A 20,209-nucleotide genomic window follows, 5' to 3' on the forward strand; every position below is an offset into this window, starting at 1 on the left:
CGACGATGAACACGCTATATCAACAGCTGGCTGGCGAAAGCGTCGACGCGGCGCTGCAGCGCCTGGAAAGCGACATCAAAAGCCGTCCCGCCGATGCCGACTTGCGCGCGGCGTTCGTCCAGTTTCTATGCCTGAGCGGTAACTGGACGCGCGCGTTGGCGCAGCTAAAAAGCTGGCTGGCGCTGAAGCCGCAGGCCCGGCCAACGGTCACCCTGCTGGAACAGAGCATTCAGGGCGAGCAGCAGCGCGATGCGGTATTTGCCGGTAGCGCACGCCCGCAGATGCCGGACAGCCAGTGGCCGTGGTTGTCTGCGCTGGCCTCCGCGCTTTGTGCTGATTCAGAAACCGCCCAGCGACAGCGGCTGGCCGCCTTTGAACAGGCGCCCCTTAATCCTGGCAATCTCAATCAGGCGGATACCCCCGCGGTCGCTTTTCACTGGTTGATGGACGGCGACGCGCGTCTGGGGCCGGTTTGCGAACTTATCGTCAATGGCCGGTATTGCTGGCTGCCGTTCGCCGCTATCGCCGAAATTCGTTTTCAGGCCCCGGCGAGCGTCACCGATCTGGTGTGGCGCCATGCGCTGGTGCGCCTGACCGATGGAAGCGAGCAGGTGTGTCAGATCCCCGCGCGTTACCCTGTCACGCCGCAGACGGAGGCGCGCTTCCAACTGGGCCGCGCCACCGAATGGCAGCCGCTGGACGACGAAGGCGCGCTGTATCAGGGCCACGGGCAGAAAGTGTGGCTTAACGATAACGATGAATTCCCGATTCTCTCTCTCGACGTGGTGAGTTTTGCATGAACAAACCGGTACGCGACGGTGACGCGCTGCGCAGCGGCTGGCAGGCGCGTAGCAAGCAAGAGACCATTGGCGCCCGCGATAAGATGCAGCCGTCGCTGCTCGACCGCCTGACCGATAATCAGCCGCAGAAAAAATCGGAGCCACTTAACAGCAACCTGATCACCCACAGTACGCTGCGCCGTCACGTGCTGCGCGATCTGCAGTGGCTGTTCAATACCATCAATCATGACGATCCGCAGGCGTTGGCCGCGCTGGCGCACGTGCGCCGTTCGGTGGTTAATTTCGGCGTCGCGCCGCTGGCCGGGAAACGGATGTCGGACATTGAATGGCAGGATATTCAGCGCAAACTTACCGAGGCAATTATCAGCTTCGAACCGCGCATTCTGCCGCAGGGGCTTCAGGTCCGCTGTATTTCTGATACCCAGTCACTGGATTTACATAACGTCCTGTCGATTGAAATTAAAGGGCGTCTGTGGTGCGTACCGTATCCATTAGAGTTTTTGTTCCGTACCGATGTAGATCTCGAAAATGGCCACTTTGAATTGAAAGACGCGGGGTAACGATGGAAGGCAAACTGCTTGAATATTACAACCGCGAGCTGGCCTATCTGCGTGAGATGGGCGCTGAATTCGCCGAACGCTATCCGAAGGTTGCCGGCAGGTTGGGCATGCGCGGTATTGAGGTCGCCGATCCTTACGTTGAGCGGATGATGGAGGGTTTCGCCTTTCTGACTTCCCGCGTCCAGCTAAAAATGGACGCCGAATTCCCGCGCTTTTCACAGCGCCTGCTGGAGATGATCGCGCCCAATTATCTGGCGCCTACGCCGTCGATGGCGATAGCCGAACTGCAGCCGGACATCAATAAAGGCGATCTGAGTAAAGGTTTCGTGGTACCGCGCGGTACGATGATGGACAGCCAGGTATTGAAGAAAAACGGTGTCACCTGTAGCTACACCACCGCGCACGATGTCACGCTGTTGCCGCTGCGTATTGAGAAAGCCGAACTTGGCGGGATCCCCGCCGATGTGCCGCTGGCCGCACTTGGGCTCGGCCAGCGCGGCGCCGTCAGCGCTTTGCGCCTGCGCATCAGCTGTGAAGGGGCTCAACATCTTGGCCATCTGACCTTTGACCGGCTGGCGTTTTTCTTAAGCGGCCCGGATATTGAGGCGCTGCGCCTGCTGGAGCTGATTCTTGCCCACCAGGTCGGCGTGGTGTGCCAGACCACAGGGCGCGATCCGCTGCGTTTTTCGCTGAGCGAAGAGGCTATCCAACAAGAGGGATTCGCCGCCAATCAGGCGCTCCTACCGGAAGATCTTCGCAATTTTGACGGCTACCGGTTGCTGCACGAATACTTTGCCTTCCCGGCGCGCTTCCGCTTTATCAGTATTAACGGCCTGAGCAAGCTAATTGGGCAGTGCAAGGAAGAAAAATCATTCGATATCATCATTCTGCTGGATAAAACCGACGACCGCCTGGAACAAGTGGTGGAAGCTAACCACTTCGCGTTGCACTGCACGCCGGTGATTAACCTGTTTCCGAAAATCGCCGCCCGCCAGTCGCTAAGCGATAGCCAGCATGAATACCATCTGGTGGTCGATAACATCCGCCCGCTGGACTACGAAATCTATTCGGTGAGTAAAATTCACGGTAGCGCCGATGGCCACCGCGACGATCGCGAGTTCCGTCCATTCTGGAGTTCGTGGAGCAAGGATGCCGGAGATTACGGCGCTTATTTTTCACTGCGCCGCGAACAGCGGGTGCTTTCCGAACACGCGCTGCGTTATGGCACGCGTACCGGCTATACCGGCTCTGAGACCTTTGTCTCACTGGTCGATGAGCAGCATGCGCCGTGGCAGGAAGATCTGCGTTATATCACCGCCGAGGTGCTGTGCACCAGCCGCGACCTGCCGTTGATGCTACAACAGGAGCTGGGGCAATTTGTGCTGGCGGATTCGCTACCGGTAAAAACATTGAAAATGCGTAGCGGCCCAACGCCGCCGCGACCGGCGCTGGCGGAAGGGCTCAGCACCTGGCGGCTGATAAGCCAGCTGCAGATGAACTATCTCAGCCTGATGGATGGTGAAAATGGCGAAGGCGCCGCGGCGCTACGCCAGTTGCTTGGGCTGTATGCCGGGCTGGCGGAGACCGCCGTGGCCCGCCAAATCGAAGGGGTACGCCACTGCGTGCTGGAGCCGGTTCATCGCCGGGTGCCGGAGCCGGGACCCATCGTCTTCGCCCGCGGTATCGGCATTACCTTAACCGTAGATGAGCGCGCTTTTTCCGGCGCCAGCCCGTGGCTGTTTGGCAGCGTACTGGAAAGGGTCTTTGCCCGGCTGGTGTCGCTCAACAGCTTTACCGAATTCACCTTATGTAGCCAGCAGCGCGGCGAAATCGGCTACTGGGCGCCGCGAATGGGTAAAAGGGCGCTGATATGAGTGAGACGATGGCTACCATTCATCGCCTGACGCCGCTGGCGGACGTTTTCTGGCGCGAGGTTACCGCCGCGCCCTGGCGCTACGATCTTTTTCATCTGCTGCGCCGCATTGACGCGCAAGGGGGCGAACGTTACCCGCTTGGACGCGCGCCGCTGCCGAAATTTGAATCGCTGCGCATCGGGCAAACGCCATCAATGGGGTTTGCCCCCGCGACGCTGGCCAGCGCGCAAAAACGGGAAAATAGCGCGGTGCATGAGATATCGATTCTCAGCTTCGGTCTGTTCGGCCCCAATGGCCCGCTGCCGGTTCATATGACCGAATACGCCCGCGAGCGTATTCATCATCATCAGGACGACAGCCTGAGCGCTTTTGCCGATCTCTTTCACCACCGCCTGACGCTGCTGTTCTACCGCGCCTGGGCCGACGCGCAGCCAACGGTATCGTTAGACCGTGCGGATAACCGCCGCTTTGAGCGCTACCTCGCCTCACTCATCGGCATGGGCCAGCCGGGGCAACTGGAAAAGGGCGACCTGAGCCCGCATGCGCGTTTCACCCACGCAGGCCATCTCAGCCGCCACGGTCGGGATCCGGAAGGACTGGAGAAGATCCTGCGAAATTTCTTCAAAGTCCCGGTCAACATTATCAGCAACGTGCCGCAATGGATGCCGCTGACCTCGCGAGAACAAGCGCAGCTGGGGGCGGGAAGGCGTCTGCCTCGCCTGGGCGTCTCGGCGTTTCTCGGCGTCGCGGTACGCGATGTTCAGCATAAATTCCGCCTTGAAATCGGCCCGCTTAGCGCCGCCGAATACGCCCGTTTTCTGCCGGGTGAAAACGCGGTGAACGAATTACGCGATTGGGTCCGCCAGTATCTCGGGATCGAATATGCATGGGACGTCAGGGTACTTATCCGCGGCGATGAAGTACCCGGTACGGTCCTCAGCGGCGACGGCAAACTCGGCTACAGCACCTGGCTTGGCCGCCAGCCAGCCCCCGCGCCGCGTGGCGATTTAGTGTTTAGCGTGGAGCAGAGCGACGCCTGATGTCGTCTGCTCTCTGACACCTTTATTAATGTTATCAATGGAACCGAACATGTCAGAAATCAGCCGTGCCGTACTCTTCGGCAAACTGGATACGCTGTTGTTTACCTCGCTGGAAAGCGCAACCGCCTTTTGTAAACTGCGCGGCAACCCTTACGTTGAGCTGGTGCACTGGCTGCATCAGCTGATGCAGCAGCAGGGCGGCGACCTGCAACACATTATCCGCCATTTCGCCCTTGATGAGCAGGCGCTGACCCGCGATATCATCGCGGCCCTGGATGCGCTGCCGCGCGGCGCCAGCTCTGTCTCCGACCTTTCTGAGCATATCGATAGCGCCGTCGAACGCGCGTGGGTTTATGGCTCGCTGAAATATGGCGTCAACCGCATCCGCGGCGGCCATTTGTTAATAGGGCTGCTGAAAACCTGGAATCTGGCTAATGTTCTGAAAGGTATTTCGCCGCAGTTTAGCAAAATCAATGTCGATGCGTTGAGCGAGAGCTTTGAGACGCTGCTGGCCGCCAGTAAAGAGAGCCAGCAGGCGGCAGTGGAGACGGCCAACACGGGCGCGACGCCGACGGCGCAGGGCACGCTGGCCCAGTACGGACAGAATCTGACGCAGCGGGCGCAGGAGGGCAAAATCGATCCGGTAGTCGGCCGTGATGAAGAGATCCGCCAGATGGTGGATATCCTGATGCGCCGCAGGCAGAACAACCCGCTGCTGACCGGGGAAGCTGGCGTCGGTAAAACCGCGGTGGTGGAGGGGCTGGCGCGGCGGATCGCCGCAGGCGATGTTCCGCAGCCGTTGCGTAATATTGAGCTGTGGCTGCTGGACATCGGCATGCTGCAGGCCGGTGCGGGCATGAAAGGCGAATTTGAAGCCCGTCTTCAGGCGTTAATTAACGAAGTGCAATCCAGCCCGACGCCGATCGTGCTGTTTATCGACGAGATCCACACCCTGATTGGCGCAGGCGGCCAGCAGGGCACCGGCGATGCGGCGAACCTGCTGAAACCGGCGCTGGCGCGCGGACAATTACGCACCATCGGCGCGACCACCTGGGCGGAGTACAAAAAATATATTGAAAAAGATCCGGCGCTGACCCGCCGTTTCCAGACGGTGCAAATCCACGAGCCGGATGAAGAGAAAGCGTTGCTGATGCTGCGCAGTACCGTATCGCCGCTGGAGAAACACCATCGGGTGCTGCTGCTTGATGAAGCGGTCAACGCGGCGGTGAAGCTGTCGCATCGTTATATTCCCGCGCGGCAGTTGCCGGATAAAGCGGTAGCGCTGCTGGATACCGCCTGCGCCCGCGTCGCCGTCAGCCAAAGCGCGCCGCCGCCGCAGTTGGAAGATTGCCTGCAGCGCATTGCCGCCCTGGATGTGGAACTGGAGATTGCCCAACGCGAGAACCGGGTGGCGATTGGCGATGGCCAGCGCATTGAGCAACTCAAGCAGGCGCGTCAGCAGCAGGAAACTGAACGCGATACCTTGAGTCGTCGCTGGGAGCAGGAACGCGCGTTGGTTGATGAAGTCATCGCGTTGCGCGCGCAATTGCAGGAGGCCGATGACGACGCCCAGCCAGCGCTGCGCCAGACGCTTAATGAAAAACAGCTGGCGCTAAAAACCCTGCAGGGTGAGATGCCGCTGCTGTTCGCGGCGGTAGATGAGAACGTGGTGGCGGCGGTGGTCGCTGACTGGACCGGCATTCCGCTGGGGCGGATGGTCAAAAATGAGATTGACGCCGTACTGAGCCTGGCCGACACGCTCAACCAGCGAGTGATTGGCCAACGCCACGGGCTGGATCTGATCGCCAAACGTGTGCGCACGTCACGCGCGCGGCTCGACGACCCCAATAAGCCGGTCGGCGTTTTTATGCTATGCGGTCCATCCGGCGTAGGTAAAACCGAAACCGCGCTGGCGCTGGCGGAAGCGCTGTACGGCGGCGAACAGAACGTTATCACCATCAACATGAGTGAGTTCCAGGAGGCGCATACCGTCTCGACCCTGAAGGGCGCGCCGCCGGGTTATGTGGGTTACGGCGAAGGCGGGGTGCTGACTGAAGCGGTACGACGCCGCCCGTATAGCGTGGTGCTGCTGGATGAAATCGAGAAGGCGCATCCGGACGTGCACGAAATCTTCTTCCAGGTGTTTGATAAAGGCTGGATGGAAGACGGTGAAGGCCGCCATATCGATTTCCGCAACACAATCATTATCTTAACGTCCAACGTCGGTACCGAGCTGATTAGCGCCATGTGTGCCGACCCGGATCTGATGCCCGAGCCGGAAGCGCTGAGCGGCGCGCTGCGTCAGCCGCTGTTACAGGTCTTCCCGCCAGCGCTGCTCGGCCGCCTGCTGGTCGTGCCGTACTATCCGCTGAGCGATGCGATGCTGGGGCAAATCGTGCGCCTGCAGCTGGCGCGTATTCAGCGCCGTCTGCATGACAATCACAACATTGTCTGCGAGATTGACGACAGCGTCGTCGAGCAGGTGGTTCAGCGTTGTACCGAAGTGGAATCCGGCGGGCGTATGGTCGATGCGATTCTGACCAACACGCTGCTGCCGCAGATGAGCCAAATTCTGTTAACCGCCAACCGTAACGATGAGCAGTTTACGCAACTGCGCATCAGCTATGCGCAAGGCGAGTTTCATTGTCAGTTTGCCGCGTAACACCATCAGAAAGTGAGTCTTAAGATGACGGATCACGAAAACAATCGGACTGTCCTGAACGCGCTGCCGGTCGGGTATCGTTTTAACGAATTTGAAATAAAGGAAGTGATTGGCGGCGGCGGTTTCGGCATCGTGTATCGCGCCTGGGACCATCAGTTGGAACGTACCATCGCGATTAAAGAGTTTATGCCTTCGTCGCTGGCGGTACGTAACGAAGATATGACCCTGGTACTGCGTAGCGAGCGCTTTAGCAAAGCGTTCTCCGCTGGATTAAACAGCTTTATCCAGGAGGCGCGGCTGCTGGCGCGCTTTAATCATCCCAACTTGCTGCACGTGCTGCGCTTTTGGGTTCAGAACGACACCGCCTATATGGGCACGCTGTTTTATAGCGGCACCACCTTGAGCCGCCTGCGCGAACAGCAGCCAAACCTCATCGATGAGGCATGGATCCGCCGTATGCTGCCGATGCTATTCGGCGCCATTAAAACCATTCACGACGCCGGCTATTTGCATCGTGATATCTCACCGGAAAATATCCAGATCCAGGATAACGGCCTGCCGGTGCTACTTGATTTCGGTTCGGCGCGCCGGACCATCGGTAATCTGTCCGACGAAACCGAAACCATGCTGCGCCCGGGGTATGCGCCTATCGAGCAGTATACCGACGATAATGACAGCGAACAGGGCGCCTGGACCGATATTTATGCCGTCGGCGCGGTGCTGCATACGCTGATCGTGGGTTCACCGCCGCCGGTGAGCGTGGTGCGGAGTATTCAGGACAACTATCAGCCGCTGGCGGAACTGAAGCCGGCAGGTTACTCGCTGCCGCTGCTACAGGCGGTGGATAAAGCTCTGGCGCTGCGGGTGGAGGATCGTCCCCAGTCAATTGACGCGTTTGCCGAGCTGATTGAAATGCCGGTGTCCAGTATCGATGACGTCTTGTCGGTCAAAAAAACCGGCACCATGCTGGCGCTGGTCGAAGAGGAAGAACAGGCGCCGGCCGCGACAGACTGGCGGCGCTATAAGGTTCCGGGGATGGTCGCCGCAGGCGTACTGGTCGGCATTTTTGCCGGCAGTATGCTGTTCAGCGGCGGCGGCAGCGAGGCGCAACCATCACAGAGCGCCAGCACCCAGCCGCCAGCGGCGGTTACGCCGCCGGTAACAACGCAGACCGCTAACGCGCAGCCCGCTCCGCCCGTTGCCGTTAAAGAGAGTAAATCTGCCGCCGCGGCGGCGCCTGTTGCTCAGGTTTACGTGCGCATGCGGGAAGGGGAAAAGCTCAAACTCAATGGCGAACCTCATAATACGCAACCGGCCACGAACGGCTTCGCCTCGCTGAAGCTGGCGCCGGGGCATTATGAAATTACCCTGCAGGGTAATGGACAAACCCGCGAGCAGACACTGGAGATCGCCAAACCGGGAACCTGGCTTATTAATCCATCGAGTTAGATGGTGCAATTGAGAGCGAAATCCCTCCGCCGGAAATGAACGGCGGGGGGGCTAATCATTTAGCAAGATATCACTGGTCAACAAGGAGTGTTTAATGACGCCAGGCTGGATTATCAACGCAGTATTGACGCTGGTTATTATTTTCATCAGCTTTTACCTTGCCAACCGCATAGTAAAAAACTCGCAACGGCGAGAGCAGCGGATTATCGAAAACGGGAACGATATCCAGGTTACGATACTCGCAATGCGGCAAACCGGATTATTTATCAACAACAATCCTGTCATTGATATGGATCTGCGGGTACAGGATTTAAATAATGGAAAAACGTGGCTTGTGGAAAAGCACCAGGAAACGGTTTTGCTAATTACCCTCGATGCCTGGCAGGTCGGAGTGAATTATGAGGCAAAACTAGATCCAAAAGATAACGCCATTGTGTTTGTAATAGATATAAACGATAAGCCAAAACTGACGAGTGAAAGATGAATATTTTTACTAACGTAATCGTTCTGGCCGTGGTCCTACTGTTTATTTATATTTTTGCGTCATTGCTGATTCGCGATGCGAAAAATAAAAAACTCAAAGCGGCTATCCACAATGATGGCGTTGCGGTGTCTGGCACCATCACAAATGTGAGAAGCCGCTCGGGCGGTAATTCCGGGTTTATTAATATTAGCGTCGATTTTAATTACGTTAACGAAAAAGGTGAATTGCTGACCGGTCAGCGGGATATCGTTATTGATATTACGCGTATCCAAAACTTTCAACCGGGAAAGCCGATTCCGTTACGCTACTTGCGCCTTGACCCGCAACAGGTGCTGGTCGATCTGCCGAACCCACTGTTAACGCGCAGCTAGCGCTGCACAAACTGTATCCCCCTGAATGGAATAATATTATGTCTAACAGGATCACCGTTCAGCTCCCCGTTGAGGGGCTGCTTTTCTGGAAACTCAGCGGACATGAAGCCATGTCGGAAATGTTCGAGCTCAGCTTAACGCTGCTTGGCAGCGATGCGCGTCTGGATCGCAGCAAGCTGCTTGGCCAGCCGGTCACCGTGACCATTCCGACGCAAAACGCGCTGAGTTCGCGTTATTTCAACGGTAAAATTACCCGCGTGGCGGTGAGCGCCGTTGAACTGAGCGGTATCCGCTACGCCGCTTACCAACTGATCGTTGAACCCGACTTATGGCCGATGAAACGCGACCGCAACCTGCGTATATTCCAGGGGCAGACGGTACCGCAGATCATCAATACGTTGCTGAGTGAATACCAGGTCAACGTTGAGGATAAGCTGAACGGCAGTTACCGCGTCTGGGATTACTGCGTCCAGTATCAGGAAAGTAGTTTCGCCTTTATCAGCCGCCTGATGGAGCTGGAGGGGATTGCCTACCATTTCCGTCACGAGGCGGGTAAACATACGCTGGTTCTGACCGATTCAGCCACCCAGCATCAACCGGTAAGCGGCTATGAAACCATTCCCTACCACCAGACGGCATCGGGCGGTATTACCACTGAAGAGGGGATCGGTCAGTGGGCGCTGGAAGATAGCGTGACGCCGGGGATTTACAGCCTCGATGACTATGATTTCCGTAAACCTAACGCCTGGCTGTTTCAGGCGCGGCAGAACCCGGCATCGCCCTCTCCGGGCAGTATCGACGTGTACGACTGGCCGGGGCGGTTTGTCGATCACGGACACGGTGAATTCTACGCCCGTATCCGCCAGGAGCGCTGGCAGGTAGAACATCAGCAAATTCAGGCGTCCGCCACCGCGGTGGGCATCGCTCCCGGCGCAACGTTTACCCTAACCAATGCGCCATTCTTTAGCGATAACGGCGAATATTTGACGACCTCCGCAGATTACTTGTTTGAAGAGAACAGCTACGCCAGCGGCGGTAATAGCGATATCTCGCACCAAATCCATTTTAGAGTGATCCCCTCTTCGGTAGTCTATCGCCCGGCGCAGGTAACCGACTGGCCGCGCACCTATGGCCCGCAGACGGCGAAAGTTGTCGGGCCTGAAGGGGAAAGCATCTGGACCGACAGGTATGGACGCATCAAAGTGAAGTTTCACTGGGACCGCCACGCCAAAGGCGATGACACCAGCTCATGCTGGGTTCGCGTGTCGAGCGCCTGGGCAGGCCAGGGCTTTGGCGGAGTGCAAATTCCCCGCGTCGGCGATGAAGTGGTCATTGATTTTATCAACGGCGATCCTGACCGCCCGATCGTCACCGGACGTGTGTATAATGAAGCCAGCATGCCGCCATGGGATCTCCCCGGCGACGCCACCCGGATGGGCTTTATGACGCGGAGTAAGGATGGGAATATTGATAACAGCAGTTTCTTGTTCTTCGAAGATAATCCGGGCAATGAATCCGTCGAGATGCATTCAGAGAAAGATATGAAGATCTCGGTAGAGAATGATAAACATGTAACTATTGATGGTTGCCGTACTACCACAATAGGAAAAGAGCAAAGTGATACTGTCGTTGGTGATTCATCCTTTCATTATCAGAAGAAAAGAACAACTAAGGTAGAAGATCTAGAGCTGCAAGAATATAATAATGGTGAAGAAACTATAATTAAAAACGGTCGAAAAACAGATATACAAAATGGAGGTGACATCCGAAAAATTAAAGGTGATCGCGAGCTAACTCTGGATGGGAATAACAATGAGGAAGTTCTCGCCAATGAAACCATTCATATCAATGGGAAAAAAGAAACGACAATTGGTAACGGAGATGTATTCACTATAAAATCTGGAGGGCAAAAACAAAATATTCAGGGGAAAGTTAATGTAGATATAGATGGCGCCTGGATGCAAACCGTTACAGGAAAAGTGAAGATTGAATCACCAGAAGAAATAGTAATAAAAAGCAAAACAAAAGTTTTTATTGACTCTCCCGTTTTTGAACATAACGATGTAGAAAAGAAAAGCTTTGCCCAAAATGCAATGGATTTCATCGGCCAATATGTTACAATTTCAACAGGAAGTGTCGCCTTTAAGGGTGTTAGCTATGCAGCAACAGGAATAAATATTTCACATCAAGGAATGACATTTGGTCGTACCGTTATCAATGCTCAACGAGTCGAAGGGGCTCGGGTTGACAGCGGCAGTCTAAGAACCGCATTATTTGCACTTCATATGTTAATGTAGTCAGAGGATTATATGTCTATCTCTTGGGTTATAAATGCAGTATTGACGTTTTTAATTATTTTTGTGTGTTTTTATTTCGCAAATAGAATAGTGAAAAATTCACAACAGAGAGAGCACAGTATAATGGAACAGGGAGATGATGTTTATGTTACAATTTTATCAATGAAGCAAAGCGGAGTTTTCATAAACAACAATCCTGTAGTAACAATGGACTTGAGGGTGGCAAATGCTGCTGATAACAAAACATGGCTACTCGAAAAACATGATGAAACCATACAATTAATAGCTCTTGATGCTTACCAGGTTGGTTCTATTTATAGAGCTAAACTAGATAGTAAAACTAAATCCATTGTTTTTGTTACAGACCCTTCCAATGGGAAACCTTTGGCAATTTCTAATGTGCCTCGTTAGAAACGACGCGTTTTAACATGCCAGGTGCAGGTATGAATTTTCTTTCTGAACACTCAGGCCCTATTGCGTTAGGTGTAATGTTGATATTCATCTTCATCTGTCTCAGAGGATTAAAGGGACAGAAGGAAGATTTTAGTGAAATAAGAAATTGGGTTGCAAGAGACAACTGGAACGGCGAATTAGCAACAGGGAAATTAAAAGAATGGAAACAAACATCAACTACCAATAATTTTGACCATTTCTATATTTTTACTATCGAGTCTAATTTGAGTGGTGAAGCTCAAACATATAAAGCAGCAACTGTGTTAAAGACCTCTGAAGTCATTAAATTAAAAAAGGATATGCCTGTAATGTTCAAATACCAGGGAGTACCCCCAAAAAAAACAGCAGTCATGAGCGTAGGCTAATACTAGTCGATGCACGACATATAATTGCTGCTTTACCCTTTGATAGGGAACATGGCATAGAAACGGCCTCCAAATGCTGCGTTTCCTTTCCATTGGTTTTAGCTGGTAATAAATAATCAATCCAGAACCTAACGATTTCTCAATTTTTTGCATTTAAAATAAGACAGCCATCAATGGTTCACTTAATGTAAGATTTTACGATGTCAAATTCAACAATGTGGTCTATCTTTATAACCATTTTAGTTTTGGGGTGGTTCTTATACAGTATAATGAAGTCAGGAAATAATGATGAGAAGTTTCGTAAGGAAGGCATTAAAGTTGAAGCTAAAATCATTAGTAAACAACATATAAGTACCTCTGGCACCGGAAATATGAAATTTAAGTTTGAATTGGAATTTATGACTCCCGATGGAGTTGTCGTCACATATGCTCGTCGCTTTATAACTCCGGAAGAAATGGTTAAAATTGGTAGGAAAAATACAGTTTTTTTATATTACCTCCCAGGTGCCCCTGAAAAAGTCTACCTTGTTCCTGGAGATATGGAGTAAACTATTGATGATAGTTTTTGTTAACAGCACGGATGCAACCCTATGAATGTCATCACGGAATCATCTTTTATCTTTGGCATTGTGGTGACAATCATAGCATTAGGTATATCATTCGCTGCATTCAAACCGAATAAATCTGAAGTCTCAGCAATTAAAAACTGGTTATCGAGAGATAAGTGGTCCGGTCAAACAATCCAGGTTCCGCTAGAATCATGGCGTCAGACAGAAACAAAGTACGGCAATGATTATATTTATGATTTCTATTTTAGTGCAAATATAAACGGTTATGTAAAAAAATACATTGCGAAAGGCATTGTAAGACCCGGTGACATTCATAAATTAAAGAAAGGAATGTTATTATCAGTAAAGTACAGTAATGACACGCTTGTAAAGATAACCGTTACTTCCGTTAATTATTAAATGTGTAATGGTGCTGTAGTATTTGATATTTCATTCTACCTATAAAATCACAACCTGGAATTGATTAAATGGATTTTCTAAATACAAAATGGTTTTATATTCTGCTTGTGGCATGCCTTATAGCACTCTATATTATTGGGCGGAATTTTCGTAGTTCCGTTATCCCTATGATCAAGGCTGGGTTTATTGAAAGCGCTGTTCTTAAAACAGGAATCGCAGTAAATGCCGATATTATTGCATCTCATCAAACTAGTATGTGGGGTGGAAATAAGCCAATATACCATTTGACCTTAAAATTTAAAACTCTTGAAGGTGTTGAAACCGAAGCGAGTGTTGATATGGGGCTAAGCTTTGAAGAAATTGAGAGATTTAAACCCGGCAATGGGACAACAATAAAATACGACGCTAAAAATCCTAAACGAATCGCAATTTATGACAGACCATTATTTTTATAATGTGACAATTATTTATATTTAAAACCTAAAAGAGCTAACAATGAACTTTATTTATCAACACTCTTTGTTAATTGTTATTGCATCGGTTGCATTTAGCTTTTTTCTGTTGTTCGGTTCGTTGCGAAGTCTCAAAGGACAGGGCGGGGACCTTACTGAAATAAAAAACTGGCTAAGCCGTGAGCGCTGGCCCGGTGAGATAAAAAACGCATCTCTGGTAAGTTGGCGTCAAACTAACGCGACCAATAATTTTGATTATTATTTTGTATTTACCTTTGAGGCGAACATTGAGGGTACGACAAAACAGTATAATGCTGCCGCCGTGGTACGTGCTTCAGAAATCCCCAAATTAAAACCGGGACTTCAATTAACTATAAAGCATGAGGGCGTTCCGCCAAAACGAATGGCTGTTATGGATGTGGATTATGAATAAACAGGGTATCCACTAGACTTCTATGCTCGTGGCCATTTAGGTGGCCACTTAAAAACACTCACAGAATTTCTAATATGTGGTGAACTTCATCATTAATGGATCATTATGTTTGACTCTATGTGGGAAACATTAATATTAGCCATTTTAATTTTGTTTGGTTTGTTCTTATATTGTTATCGTTCAGGCTCCAATTATGATAAGTTTAAGGCAAATGGCATTCGTACCGAGGCTAAAATATTAAGCATGGAAAAAATTGGCGCGAGTGGCGGAGGGAGCACTAAACTTAAAATGGAATTATCTTTCAATACTGACTCAGGTCTGGTGACGGCAACGGCTAAACAGTATATTTCCCCGCAAAATATGGTAAAAATCATGAGAAACAATACTATTTACATCTACTACATGCCTGATAATCCCAAAGAGTTATTACCAACACCTTGGGAGATGGAGTGATGGAGTCTCTCTATATTGTGAGAAAACCAAGATGTCTTTTTACCTAAAATCATGAATTGTGAAGCCTGAACTGAAACCCACCAGGGATAATTATGTCATTTGAAAAATGGATCACCAATATGTCTCCAGGGGAAATGATACCCGTGATTATTGGTTTGTCAGTAAGTATATTATTCATGATAGCCACCTATTTCACATTCAGAAAGTCATCGTTACAACTAAAGTCAGTGAAAATCTTTTTAAAACGCGAGCGCTGGCGAGGAGACTTACTGAGGTCGCGGATTGAATTCTGGCTACAAACTAATGTAATGCTCGGTAATAATCTATTTTTCGATATATATTTTCGCATCGATGAAATGCCTCAATTATTTTGCGCCAAGGCGCTGATTGCACCAGCACAAATACATCTATTACGTAAAGGGCTGTCCATTGTCGTTAAGAAAGGACGCGGCAATAAGATTGCTATTATGCAAATCGGTGATGTGGGTTAATTCACTATGGATATACTCTTTTTTATCGTCATGGGGCTGATTGTCCTGGTGTTTGGTATCTATCCCATGGCCCGTTTTCTTTATCAGGATGTTTACCCGTACTTAAAGGATAGTTTTACCCACAGTGAGGTCCTGCAATCAGGGATTGCGGTCAACGCGGATATCATTGCCGCACACCAGACCAGCGCCTGGAGCGGAAGTAAACCGATCTATCGTATCACCTTTAAGTTTAAGACCCGCGAGCAGGTTGAAGTTCAAGCTAGCCTGAATCACACCCTGAATTTCAGCGACATTGAACGTTTTAAGCCGGGTAATGGCACAACGATTAAATACGATCCGGCGAACCCGCAGAGAATTGCGCTATATGACAGGCCGCTTTTTTTGTGACAGCTAATCAGGAGATAACATGGAAATCGTCTCTACCATAATGCTAACCATGGCATGGGCCATTCCGCTGGTAGTATTGCTCTTTGTGGCCTGGGTTGCGATGCAGAATATACGCTCTGCGCGACAAGATAAAAAAACGAAAATGAATGGTGTCAATGTTAAGGCCACCATCCTGCAGATCAAATACGATCGCGACCAGCGAATTAATAATCACTACTCAGCCATTTTGACCCTTCGTTATCATTGGCATGAGCAAGAACTGCAGGGCATCCGCGGCGTTATATTCCCCGCGCAAGACCAATCTGAGGTTCAGGTGAATCAATTAATCAATATTCGCGTTCACCAGGACGACCCACAACATTTCTACTACCTCGATTATCGTAATGTCTGATGCTAAGCATCAATTCCCCTTAAGAACCTATCGCATTAGGGCTATATGAAAATCATTAAACCCTTACGCCTGAGCGTACTGAACCGGCCATTCCGCTGGCAGGGCAAAAATTATCTTGGCGTTTCGGTGCTGGCGTTGGCGGATATGGGGCCAAACCCGCAGCTGCGCCCCGAGATGGAACTGTGGCAGCTTGCCGCCGACGAACTGCAAACCAGCGGCGGCGTGGTGGATATGGCCATCCCTAAAGTCCGCGCCGAATTTCTTGCCACCGGTTTTGCCTATACCCATCATCAGCAGGAAAAAAGCGCCTGCGTGGCGCGCATCGATATCGACAAACTGAGTAAGTCGTTGGTGGTGTTCGGCGATCGCGAGTGGACGGGGCAACGTATGACCCGACCGCAGCCGTTTAGCGAAATGCGCCTGGACTGGAGCCGCGCCTTTGGCGGCGGTGATTATGCCGACAACCCGCACGGTCTTGGTATCGCGCCGGTAAAACAGCAGGGGCGCGAGCGTCATCCTCTGCCGAATATTGAACCGCTGGAGGGAAGAGTAAGCTCGCCGCAGCAGAAACCGCAGCCGGCAAGTTTTGGCCCGTTGGATATTCAGTGGCCGCGGCGGTTTAGCCGAATGGGCAAAAAATATGATGCCAGTTGGCTACAACAGGAGTTTCCCGGTTTTGCCCGCGATATTGACTGGAAAGTCTTTAACGCCGCCAGTTCGGACCAATGGTGGGAGGACCGGGATACCTTGCCGCCAGGGGCGAAATGGCGGATCTGGAATATGCATCCAGAGAAACCAATGCAGGAGGGCCAGTTGCCGCCGTGGCAGGCTCGCTGTTTTATTCATCGCCAGCGCGCGGATGAAACGCTATTCGAAGAAATTGCCTTACGCGCCACCACGGTATGGTTCTTTCCCCATCGGGAACAGATGATGCTTATCTGGCAGGGGCACATTCGTATCAATGAAGACGATGCCGCCGACGTCCTGCAGCTGATCCCGGCGCTGGAAAAAGAGGGCGCCGCCCGTTCGCTTAATCACTATCGCAAGGTACTGGCCCAGCGAATGGATAAAGAGAAGGGCGCGCTCTTCTCCTTTCGCGAAAAGGATCTCATACCGGAAGAGACCATCGGCCCGTGGATCGACAATGAAATTGAACAGTCGCCGAGTCCGCAGCAGGAGAATATGAAAAACCGCGCTCGTCTGCTGCGTGAACAGCACCGCGCCGCCATTGAAGCCAGCGGCGGTGATATCGATAGCCTGTTGGCGGATATCGACGAGCCCACGTTGCCTAAGCTTGAAGACCTGCCGGAGTTTATCGCCGACATGGAGCGTCAGGCGCAGGAAATGGAGAATGATGCACAACAGCGCAAGTGTGAGATGGAGGCGCACTATCCGCAGTTGAATAACGATGAAAACCAACCGCGCGGCCCCGAATCCATGCACCGGATGCAGGAGATGCTACATCAGCACCAGCAGGAACTGAGTGAGAAAAAGCGTGCGCAAACGCGCGAGGCGCTACATCAGATGTACCTGGCCGCGGTGCAGCATCAGCCGCCGGCGGTCCGGCTGAAGGGCGATCTGGCGATGATCCTGCGCCAACGCGCCGAGCGTACCATGGCGCAGGGCGGCAATTTTAGCGGGATGGATCTGACCGGCGTTGATTTTTCCGGCATGGATTTTCGCGGCGCCAATTTTGAAAAGGCGTTACTGGAATGCGCGGACCTCAGCCACTGTCAGCTGGATAACGCCTCTTTTCAGGGGGCCGTGCTGGCCAGAACGGAGCTACAACATTCGTCGCTGCGTAACTGTGATTTTAGCGGCGCCAGCCTGGTACTGGCGGAGTGCCATCAAAGCGACTTCACCGGCGCTCGCTTTGAAGATAGTCAGCTACAGAACGCGCTGTTTGCGCAATGCATTTTCGATAACGCGACGCTAAAAACGCTGATCCTTCGAGAAATCAGCCTGATTGACTGCCGTTTTCAGCGCGCCGAGCTGGATGGCTGCGTCTTTATGGAACTGACGCTGGCACAACCTGATTTCAGCCACGCGCGGCTGCACAAATGCTCGTTTTTACAATCTGAACTGGAGCATGCCATTTTCCATCAGGCGACGCTGGAAAGCTGTTCGCTGGTGCAGACTATAGCGGAGAACGCTGATTTTAGCGCTGCAACATGGCTAGCCAGCGCTGCGGTGTCGGAAAGCTCACTTATCGGCGCCGACTTCAGCCACGCTACGCTGCAGCAGAGCAATTTGCGCCAGACGCCATTACAGGGCGCGCGCTTTGCGCTGGCAAAAATCGAAAACAGCGATCTGAGTGAGGCCGATTGCCGTGATGCCAGCTTTGTACGCGCGAATCTGGTCGGCAGTCTGTTTATTCGCACCGATTTTCGCGAGGCCGATTTTACCGACGCCAACCTGATGGGCGCGCTGCTGCAAAAAAGCCAGCTTGCCGGGGTCAATTTCGAAGGCGCCAATCTGTTCCGCGCCGATCTTTCACAATCCTTTACCAGTAAAACCACGCGGCTGGACGGCGCATGGACCAAACGCATTAAAACCCTGCCGAAGCGCGATGGAGAAGTGATATGACGATACTGAGCCCGGAGGAGATCGTTCAGCGCATCAAAAACGGCGAGCCACTCAATGAAATATCGCTGGATGGTATCAACCTGCAGGGCTGCGATCTCTCCGGCGGACTGTTTCAGGAGGTGTCGCTACGCGGCGCTAATCTGCAAAATGCCAATCTGCATGAAGCCCTGTTTACCGAGTGCCAGCTGCAGAACCTGCAGCTGCAAGGCGCCCAACTTAAGCAGACGACCTTCAATCAGTGTGAAATGGCCCATCTTCAGGCCGCTGAAACCACGCTTGATAGTTGCGTGTTTAATCAGTGCGACCTGCAAGAGAGCGATTTCTCGGCAACGACGCTGCAAAGCAGCCAGTTTATGCGTTGCCAGATGAGCAGGAGCCGTTTTAGCGGTTCAACGCTGGAACGCAGCGTGTTTTATGAGGCTGACCTGACTCACGCCAGCTTTGCGCAAAGCCGCGGTCTGTTGACCACCTTTTACCATATTGATTTGCGGGACACCGCGCTGAACGGAATGCAGTGCGACCGGCTGGTGTTTTTCCAGTGCGATCAGCGCGGCAAAGACTATTCAAGGCAGGGCTTTACCGGCTGCCAGTTCACCGATTGTCCGCTGGACGGCGCGAAGTTTAACGGCGCCCAGCTAACCCAGTGCAATTTCAAAGGCGCGTCATTGCGTGAAGCAGAGCTCAATCAGGTGAACGCCAGCCAGGCGCTGCTTATGGAGGCCGATCTGCGCGGCGCCCAGTGTCGCGGCAGCCGGTTCGACCAGGCGATATTTGTCGGCGCGATCCTGGAGCAGGCCGACTTTAGCCAGAGCAGGTTGTTCCAGAGCGTTTTACAGCGGGTTCAGGCCGCTGGGGCGCGATTCGCGCTCTGCGATCTGACGTGGAGTGATTTTTCCGCCGCCGACCTGCGCCAGGCGGATCTGCGCGGCGCGACCTTTTCCCGCACCCGGCTGCATCGCGCCCGCCAGGACGAAGCGCTGTTTACCGGCCGCCAGGGGATCCTGGAATACGATGAAGAGTTATTAGCCGCTGAGGCGTGGAGCGCCCAGCGCCACAGCCGTTGTTAAGGAGACAACAGATGACAACTATTAATCACAAACTGGCCCAGGCGGTGATGCCGCCGGCGCAGGCTTCCGGCACGGTGACCCATTGCTTTGCCGACGGTAGCGTGACCGTCGAGAGCGAAGGGCGCGGCTGGCACTGTCGGCGAGCGGTCAGCTGTCTGATCGCGCCGCAGGCTGGGGATCGCGTACTCATCAGCAGCGTGGACAACCAGATCTGGCTGTTAGCGGTGCTGGAGCGTGATGAAAGCCGGCAGGCGGAGCTCAGCGTACCGGGTGACCTGCATATTCAAAGTCAGGGGGAACTCAGCCTCAGCGGTCAGCGGCTGTGCGTCAATGCCGCGCAGGGGGACTGCCATATCAGCGAGATGAACTACAGCGGCGATAAGCTCTCGGTATGGGTGACACTGTCACGTATTGTCGGCAAGCGCGCCGAATCGGTCTGGCAAACGGTGACGCAAATTAGCCACAATCTGCTGCGCACCACCCGGCAGACCGAGCAGGTGCGCGCCGGGCAGTTGGATATGAAAGCGGAAGATTACGCCCGGCTGCATGCGCACAATACGGTCATCACCTCAAAAGCGATCACCAAAGTCGATTCAGAACAGATCCACATGGGCTAAGGAGCTAAT

Annotated in this window: 22 protein-coding genes; all 22 read left to right on the top strand. The window is 52.7% G+C overall.

Annotated features, from left to right (window positions below; all coding sequences use genetic code 11):
• The first annotated feature begins 5 nt into the window (after positions 1-5).
• Entirely contained in the window at positions 6-800 is a 795-nt protein-coding gene (locus ABLV78_RS12360; RefSeq protein ID WP_047048454.1) for a type VI secretion system accessory protein TagJ, read from the top strand.
• Complete coding sequence (gene tssE / locus ABLV78_RS12365; protein WP_015705452.1) at positions 797-1,360, top strand: type VI secretion system baseplate subunit TssE; 564 nt, start codon at positions 797-799, stop codon at positions 1,358-1,360. The genes ABLV78_RS12360 and tssE overlap by 4 nt, the downstream gene beginning before the upstream one ends.
• A 2-nt stretch (positions 1,361-1,362) precedes the next feature.
• Positions 1,363-3,234, top strand: a complete 1,872-nt coding sequence (gene tssF, locus ABLV78_RS12370) for a type VI secretion system baseplate subunit TssF (protein ID WP_047048452.1) — start codon at positions 1,363-1,365, stop codon at positions 3,232-3,234.
• Positions 3,231-4,274 (top strand): type VI secretion system baseplate subunit TssG, encoded by a 1,044-nt coding sequence (gene tssG, locus ABLV78_RS12375; RefSeq protein WP_047048451.1) that lies wholly within the window; start codon positions 3,231-3,233, stop codon positions 4,272-4,274. Before tssF ends, tssG begins: the two co-directional genes overlap by 4 nt.
• 49 nt (positions 4,275-4,323) lie before the next feature.
• Positions 4,324-6,936, top strand: coding sequence for a type VI secretion system ATPase TssH (tssH, locus tag ABLV78_RS12380; RefSeq protein WP_047048447.1), 2,613 nt, complete (start codon positions 4,324-4,326; stop codon positions 6,934-6,936).
• Positions 6,937-6,960: 24 nt separating this feature from the next.
• Positions 6,961-8,385 (top strand): serine/threonine protein kinase, encoded by a 1,425-nt coding sequence (locus ABLV78_RS12385; protein WP_047048446.1) that lies wholly within the window; start codon positions 6,961-6,963, stop codon positions 8,383-8,385.
• A 94-nt stretch (positions 8,386-8,479) separates the two neighbouring features.
• Positions 8,480-8,869 (top strand): hypothetical protein, encoded by a 390-nt coding sequence (locus ABLV78_RS12390; protein WP_047048443.1) that lies wholly within the window; start codon positions 8,480-8,482, stop codon positions 8,867-8,869.
• The gene (locus ABLV78_RS12395; RefSeq protein ID WP_015705446.1) at positions 8,866-9,240 is read left to right on the top strand and encodes a DUF3592 domain-containing protein; all 375 of its coding nucleotides are present in this window, start codon (positions 8,866-8,868) and stop codon (positions 9,238-9,240) included. Before ABLV78_RS12390 ends, ABLV78_RS12395 begins: the two co-directional genes overlap by 4 nt.
• A 38-nt stretch (positions 9,241-9,278) precedes the next feature.
• A complete protein-coding gene (locus tag ABLV78_RS12400; protein ID WP_047048440.1) occupies positions 9,279-11,537 on the top strand; it encodes a type VI secretion system Vgr family protein in 2,259 nt (752 codons plus the stop codon).
• 12 nt (positions 11,538-11,549) lie between these two features.
• A complete protein-coding gene (locus ABLV78_RS12405; protein ID WP_045360889.1) occupies positions 11,550-11,948 on the top strand; it encodes a hypothetical protein in 399 nt (132 codons plus the stop codon).
• Between the two features lie 32 nt (positions 11,949-11,980).
• On the top strand, positions 11,981-12,355 hold the full coding sequence (locus ABLV78_RS12410; RefSeq protein WP_021469585.1) for a hypothetical protein: 375 nt from the start codon (positions 11,981-11,983) through the stop codon (positions 12,353-12,355).
• A 200-nt stretch (positions 12,356-12,555) separates the two neighbouring features.
• Positions 12,556-12,903, top strand: coding sequence for a hypothetical protein (locus tag ABLV78_RS12415; protein WP_225526355.1), 348 nt, complete (start codon positions 12,556-12,558; stop codon positions 12,901-12,903).
• A 42-nt stretch (positions 12,904-12,945) separates the two neighbouring features.
• Positions 12,946-13,323: a hypothetical protein gene (locus tag ABLV78_RS12420; protein WP_047048436.1), complete on the top strand. Its 378-nt coding sequence runs from the start codon at positions 12,946-12,948 to the stop codon at positions 13,321-13,323.
• Between the two features lie 68 nt (positions 13,324-13,391).
• A complete protein-coding gene (locus ABLV78_RS12425; protein WP_042897410.1) occupies positions 13,392-13,778 on the top strand; it encodes a DUF3592 domain-containing protein in 387 nt (128 codons plus the stop codon).
• A gap of 40 nt (positions 13,779-13,818) precedes the next feature.
• On the top strand, positions 13,819-14,208 hold the full coding sequence (locus tag ABLV78_RS12430; RefSeq protein WP_015705440.1) for a hypothetical protein: 390 nt from the start codon (positions 13,819-13,821) through the stop codon (positions 14,206-14,208).
• A 105-nt stretch (positions 14,209-14,313) separates the two neighbouring features.
• On the top strand, positions 14,314-14,661 hold the full coding sequence (locus tag ABLV78_RS12435; RefSeq protein ID WP_047048433.1) for a DUF3592 domain-containing protein: 348 nt from the start codon (positions 14,314-14,316) through the stop codon (positions 14,659-14,661).
• A gap of 92 nt (positions 14,662-14,753) precedes the next feature.
• Positions 14,754-15,152, top strand: a complete 399-nt coding sequence (locus ABLV78_RS12440; RefSeq protein ID WP_047048430.1) for a hypothetical protein — start codon at positions 14,754-14,756, stop codon at positions 15,150-15,152.
• A gap of 6 nt (positions 15,153-15,158) precedes the next feature.
• Positions 15,159-15,539, top strand: a complete 381-nt coding sequence (locus ABLV78_RS12445; protein ID WP_047048427.1) for a DUF3592 domain-containing protein — start codon at positions 15,159-15,161, stop codon at positions 15,537-15,539.
• A 19-nt stretch (positions 15,540-15,558) separates the two neighbouring features.
• Positions 15,559-15,930: a hypothetical protein gene (locus ABLV78_RS12450; protein WP_045394322.1), complete on the top strand. Its 372-nt coding sequence runs from the start codon at positions 15,559-15,561 to the stop codon at positions 15,928-15,930.
• A 45-nt stretch (positions 15,931-15,975) separates the two neighbouring features.
• Positions 15,976-18,516, top strand: coding sequence for a DUF2169 family type VI secretion system accessory protein (locus tag ABLV78_RS12455; RefSeq protein ID WP_047048424.1), 2,541 nt, complete (start codon positions 15,976-15,978; stop codon positions 18,514-18,516).
• Positions 18,513-19,583, top strand: coding sequence for a pentapeptide repeat-containing protein (locus ABLV78_RS12460; protein WP_047048422.1), 1,071 nt, complete (start codon positions 18,513-18,515; stop codon positions 19,581-19,583). The genes ABLV78_RS12455 and ABLV78_RS12460 overlap by 4 nt, the downstream gene beginning before the upstream one ends.
• A gap of 11 nt (positions 19,584-19,594) precedes the next feature.
• Positions 19,595-20,200, top strand: coding sequence for a DUF3540 domain-containing protein (locus tag ABLV78_RS12465; protein ID WP_047048419.1), 606 nt, complete (start codon positions 19,595-19,597; stop codon positions 20,198-20,200).
• Positions 20,201-20,209: the final 9 nt, after the last annotated feature.

Origin of the sequence: Klebsiella sp. CN_Kp075 (assembly GCF_040065055.2) — a bacterium.
Lineage (GTDB): Bacteria > Pseudomonadota > Gammaproteobacteria > Enterobacterales > Enterobacteriaceae > Klebsiella > Klebsiella aerogenes.

Bases quoted from the DNA above. Each gene is read 5' to 3' on its own strand.
- ABLV78_RS12360 (WP_047048454.1), top strand. From the start codon at position 6: ATGAACACGCTATATCAACAGCTGGCTGGCGAAAGCGTCGACGCGGCG.
- tssE (WP_015705452.1), top strand. From the start codon at position 797: ATGAACAAACCGGTACGCGACGGTGACGCGCTGCGCAGCGGCTGGCAG.
- tssF (WP_047048452.1), top strand. From the start codon at position 1,363: ATGGAAGGCAAACTGCTTGAATATTACAACCGCGAGCTGGCCTATCTG.
- tssG (WP_047048451.1), top strand. From the start codon at position 3,231: ATGAGTGAGACGATGGCTACCATTCATCGCCTGACGCCGCTGGCGGAC.
- tssH (WP_047048447.1), top strand. From the start codon at position 4,324: ATGTCAGAAATCAGCCGTGCCGTACTCTTCGGCAAACTGGATACGCTG.
- ABLV78_RS12385 (WP_047048446.1), top strand. From the start codon at position 6,961: ATGACGGATCACGAAAACAATCGGACTGTCCTGAACGCGCTGCCGGTC.
- ABLV78_RS12390 (WP_047048443.1), top strand. From the start codon at position 8,480: ATGACGCCAGGCTGGATTATCAACGCAGTATTGACGCTGGTTATTATT.
- ABLV78_RS12395 (WP_015705446.1), top strand. From the start codon at position 8,866: ATGAATATTTTTACTAACGTAATCGTTCTGGCCGTGGTCCTACTGTTT.
- ABLV78_RS12400 (WP_047048440.1), top strand. From the start codon at position 9,279: ATGTCTAACAGGATCACCGTTCAGCTCCCCGTTGAGGGGCTGCTTTTC.
- ABLV78_RS12405 (WP_045360889.1), top strand. From the start codon at position 11,550: ATGTCTATCTCTTGGGTTATAAATGCAGTATTGACGTTTTTAATTATT.
- ABLV78_RS12410 (WP_021469585.1), top strand. From the start codon at position 11,981: ATGAATTTTCTTTCTGAACACTCAGGCCCTATTGCGTTAGGTGTAATG.
- ABLV78_RS12415 (WP_225526355.1), top strand. From the start codon at position 12,556: ATGTCAAATTCAACAATGTGGTCTATCTTTATAACCATTTTAGTTTTG.
- ABLV78_RS12420 (WP_047048436.1), top strand. From the start codon at position 12,946: ATGAATGTCATCACGGAATCATCTTTTATCTTTGGCATTGTGGTGACA.
- ABLV78_RS12425 (WP_042897410.1), top strand. From the start codon at position 13,392: ATGGATTTTCTAAATACAAAATGGTTTTATATTCTGCTTGTGGCATGC.
- ABLV78_RS12430 (WP_015705440.1), top strand. From the start codon at position 13,819: ATGAACTTTATTTATCAACACTCTTTGTTAATTGTTATTGCATCGGTT.
- ABLV78_RS12435 (WP_047048433.1), top strand. From the start codon at position 14,314: ATGTTTGACTCTATGTGGGAAACATTAATATTAGCCATTTTAATTTTG.
- ABLV78_RS12440 (WP_047048430.1), top strand. From the start codon at position 14,754: ATGTCATTTGAAAAATGGATCACCAATATGTCTCCAGGGGAAATGATA.
- ABLV78_RS12445 (WP_047048427.1), top strand. From the start codon at position 15,159: ATGGATATACTCTTTTTTATCGTCATGGGGCTGATTGTCCTGGTGTTT.
- ABLV78_RS12450 (WP_045394322.1), top strand. From the start codon at position 15,559: ATGGAAATCGTCTCTACCATAATGCTAACCATGGCATGGGCCATTCCG.
- ABLV78_RS12455 (WP_047048424.1), top strand. From the start codon at position 15,976: ATGAAAATCATTAAACCCTTACGCCTGAGCGTACTGAACCGGCCATTC.
- ABLV78_RS12460 (WP_047048422.1), top strand. From the start codon at position 18,513: ATGACGATACTGAGCCCGGAGGAGATCGTTCAGCGCATCAAAAACGGC.
- ABLV78_RS12465 (WP_047048419.1), top strand. From the start codon at position 19,595: ATGACAACTATTAATCACAAACTGGCCCAGGCGGTGATGCCGCCGGCG.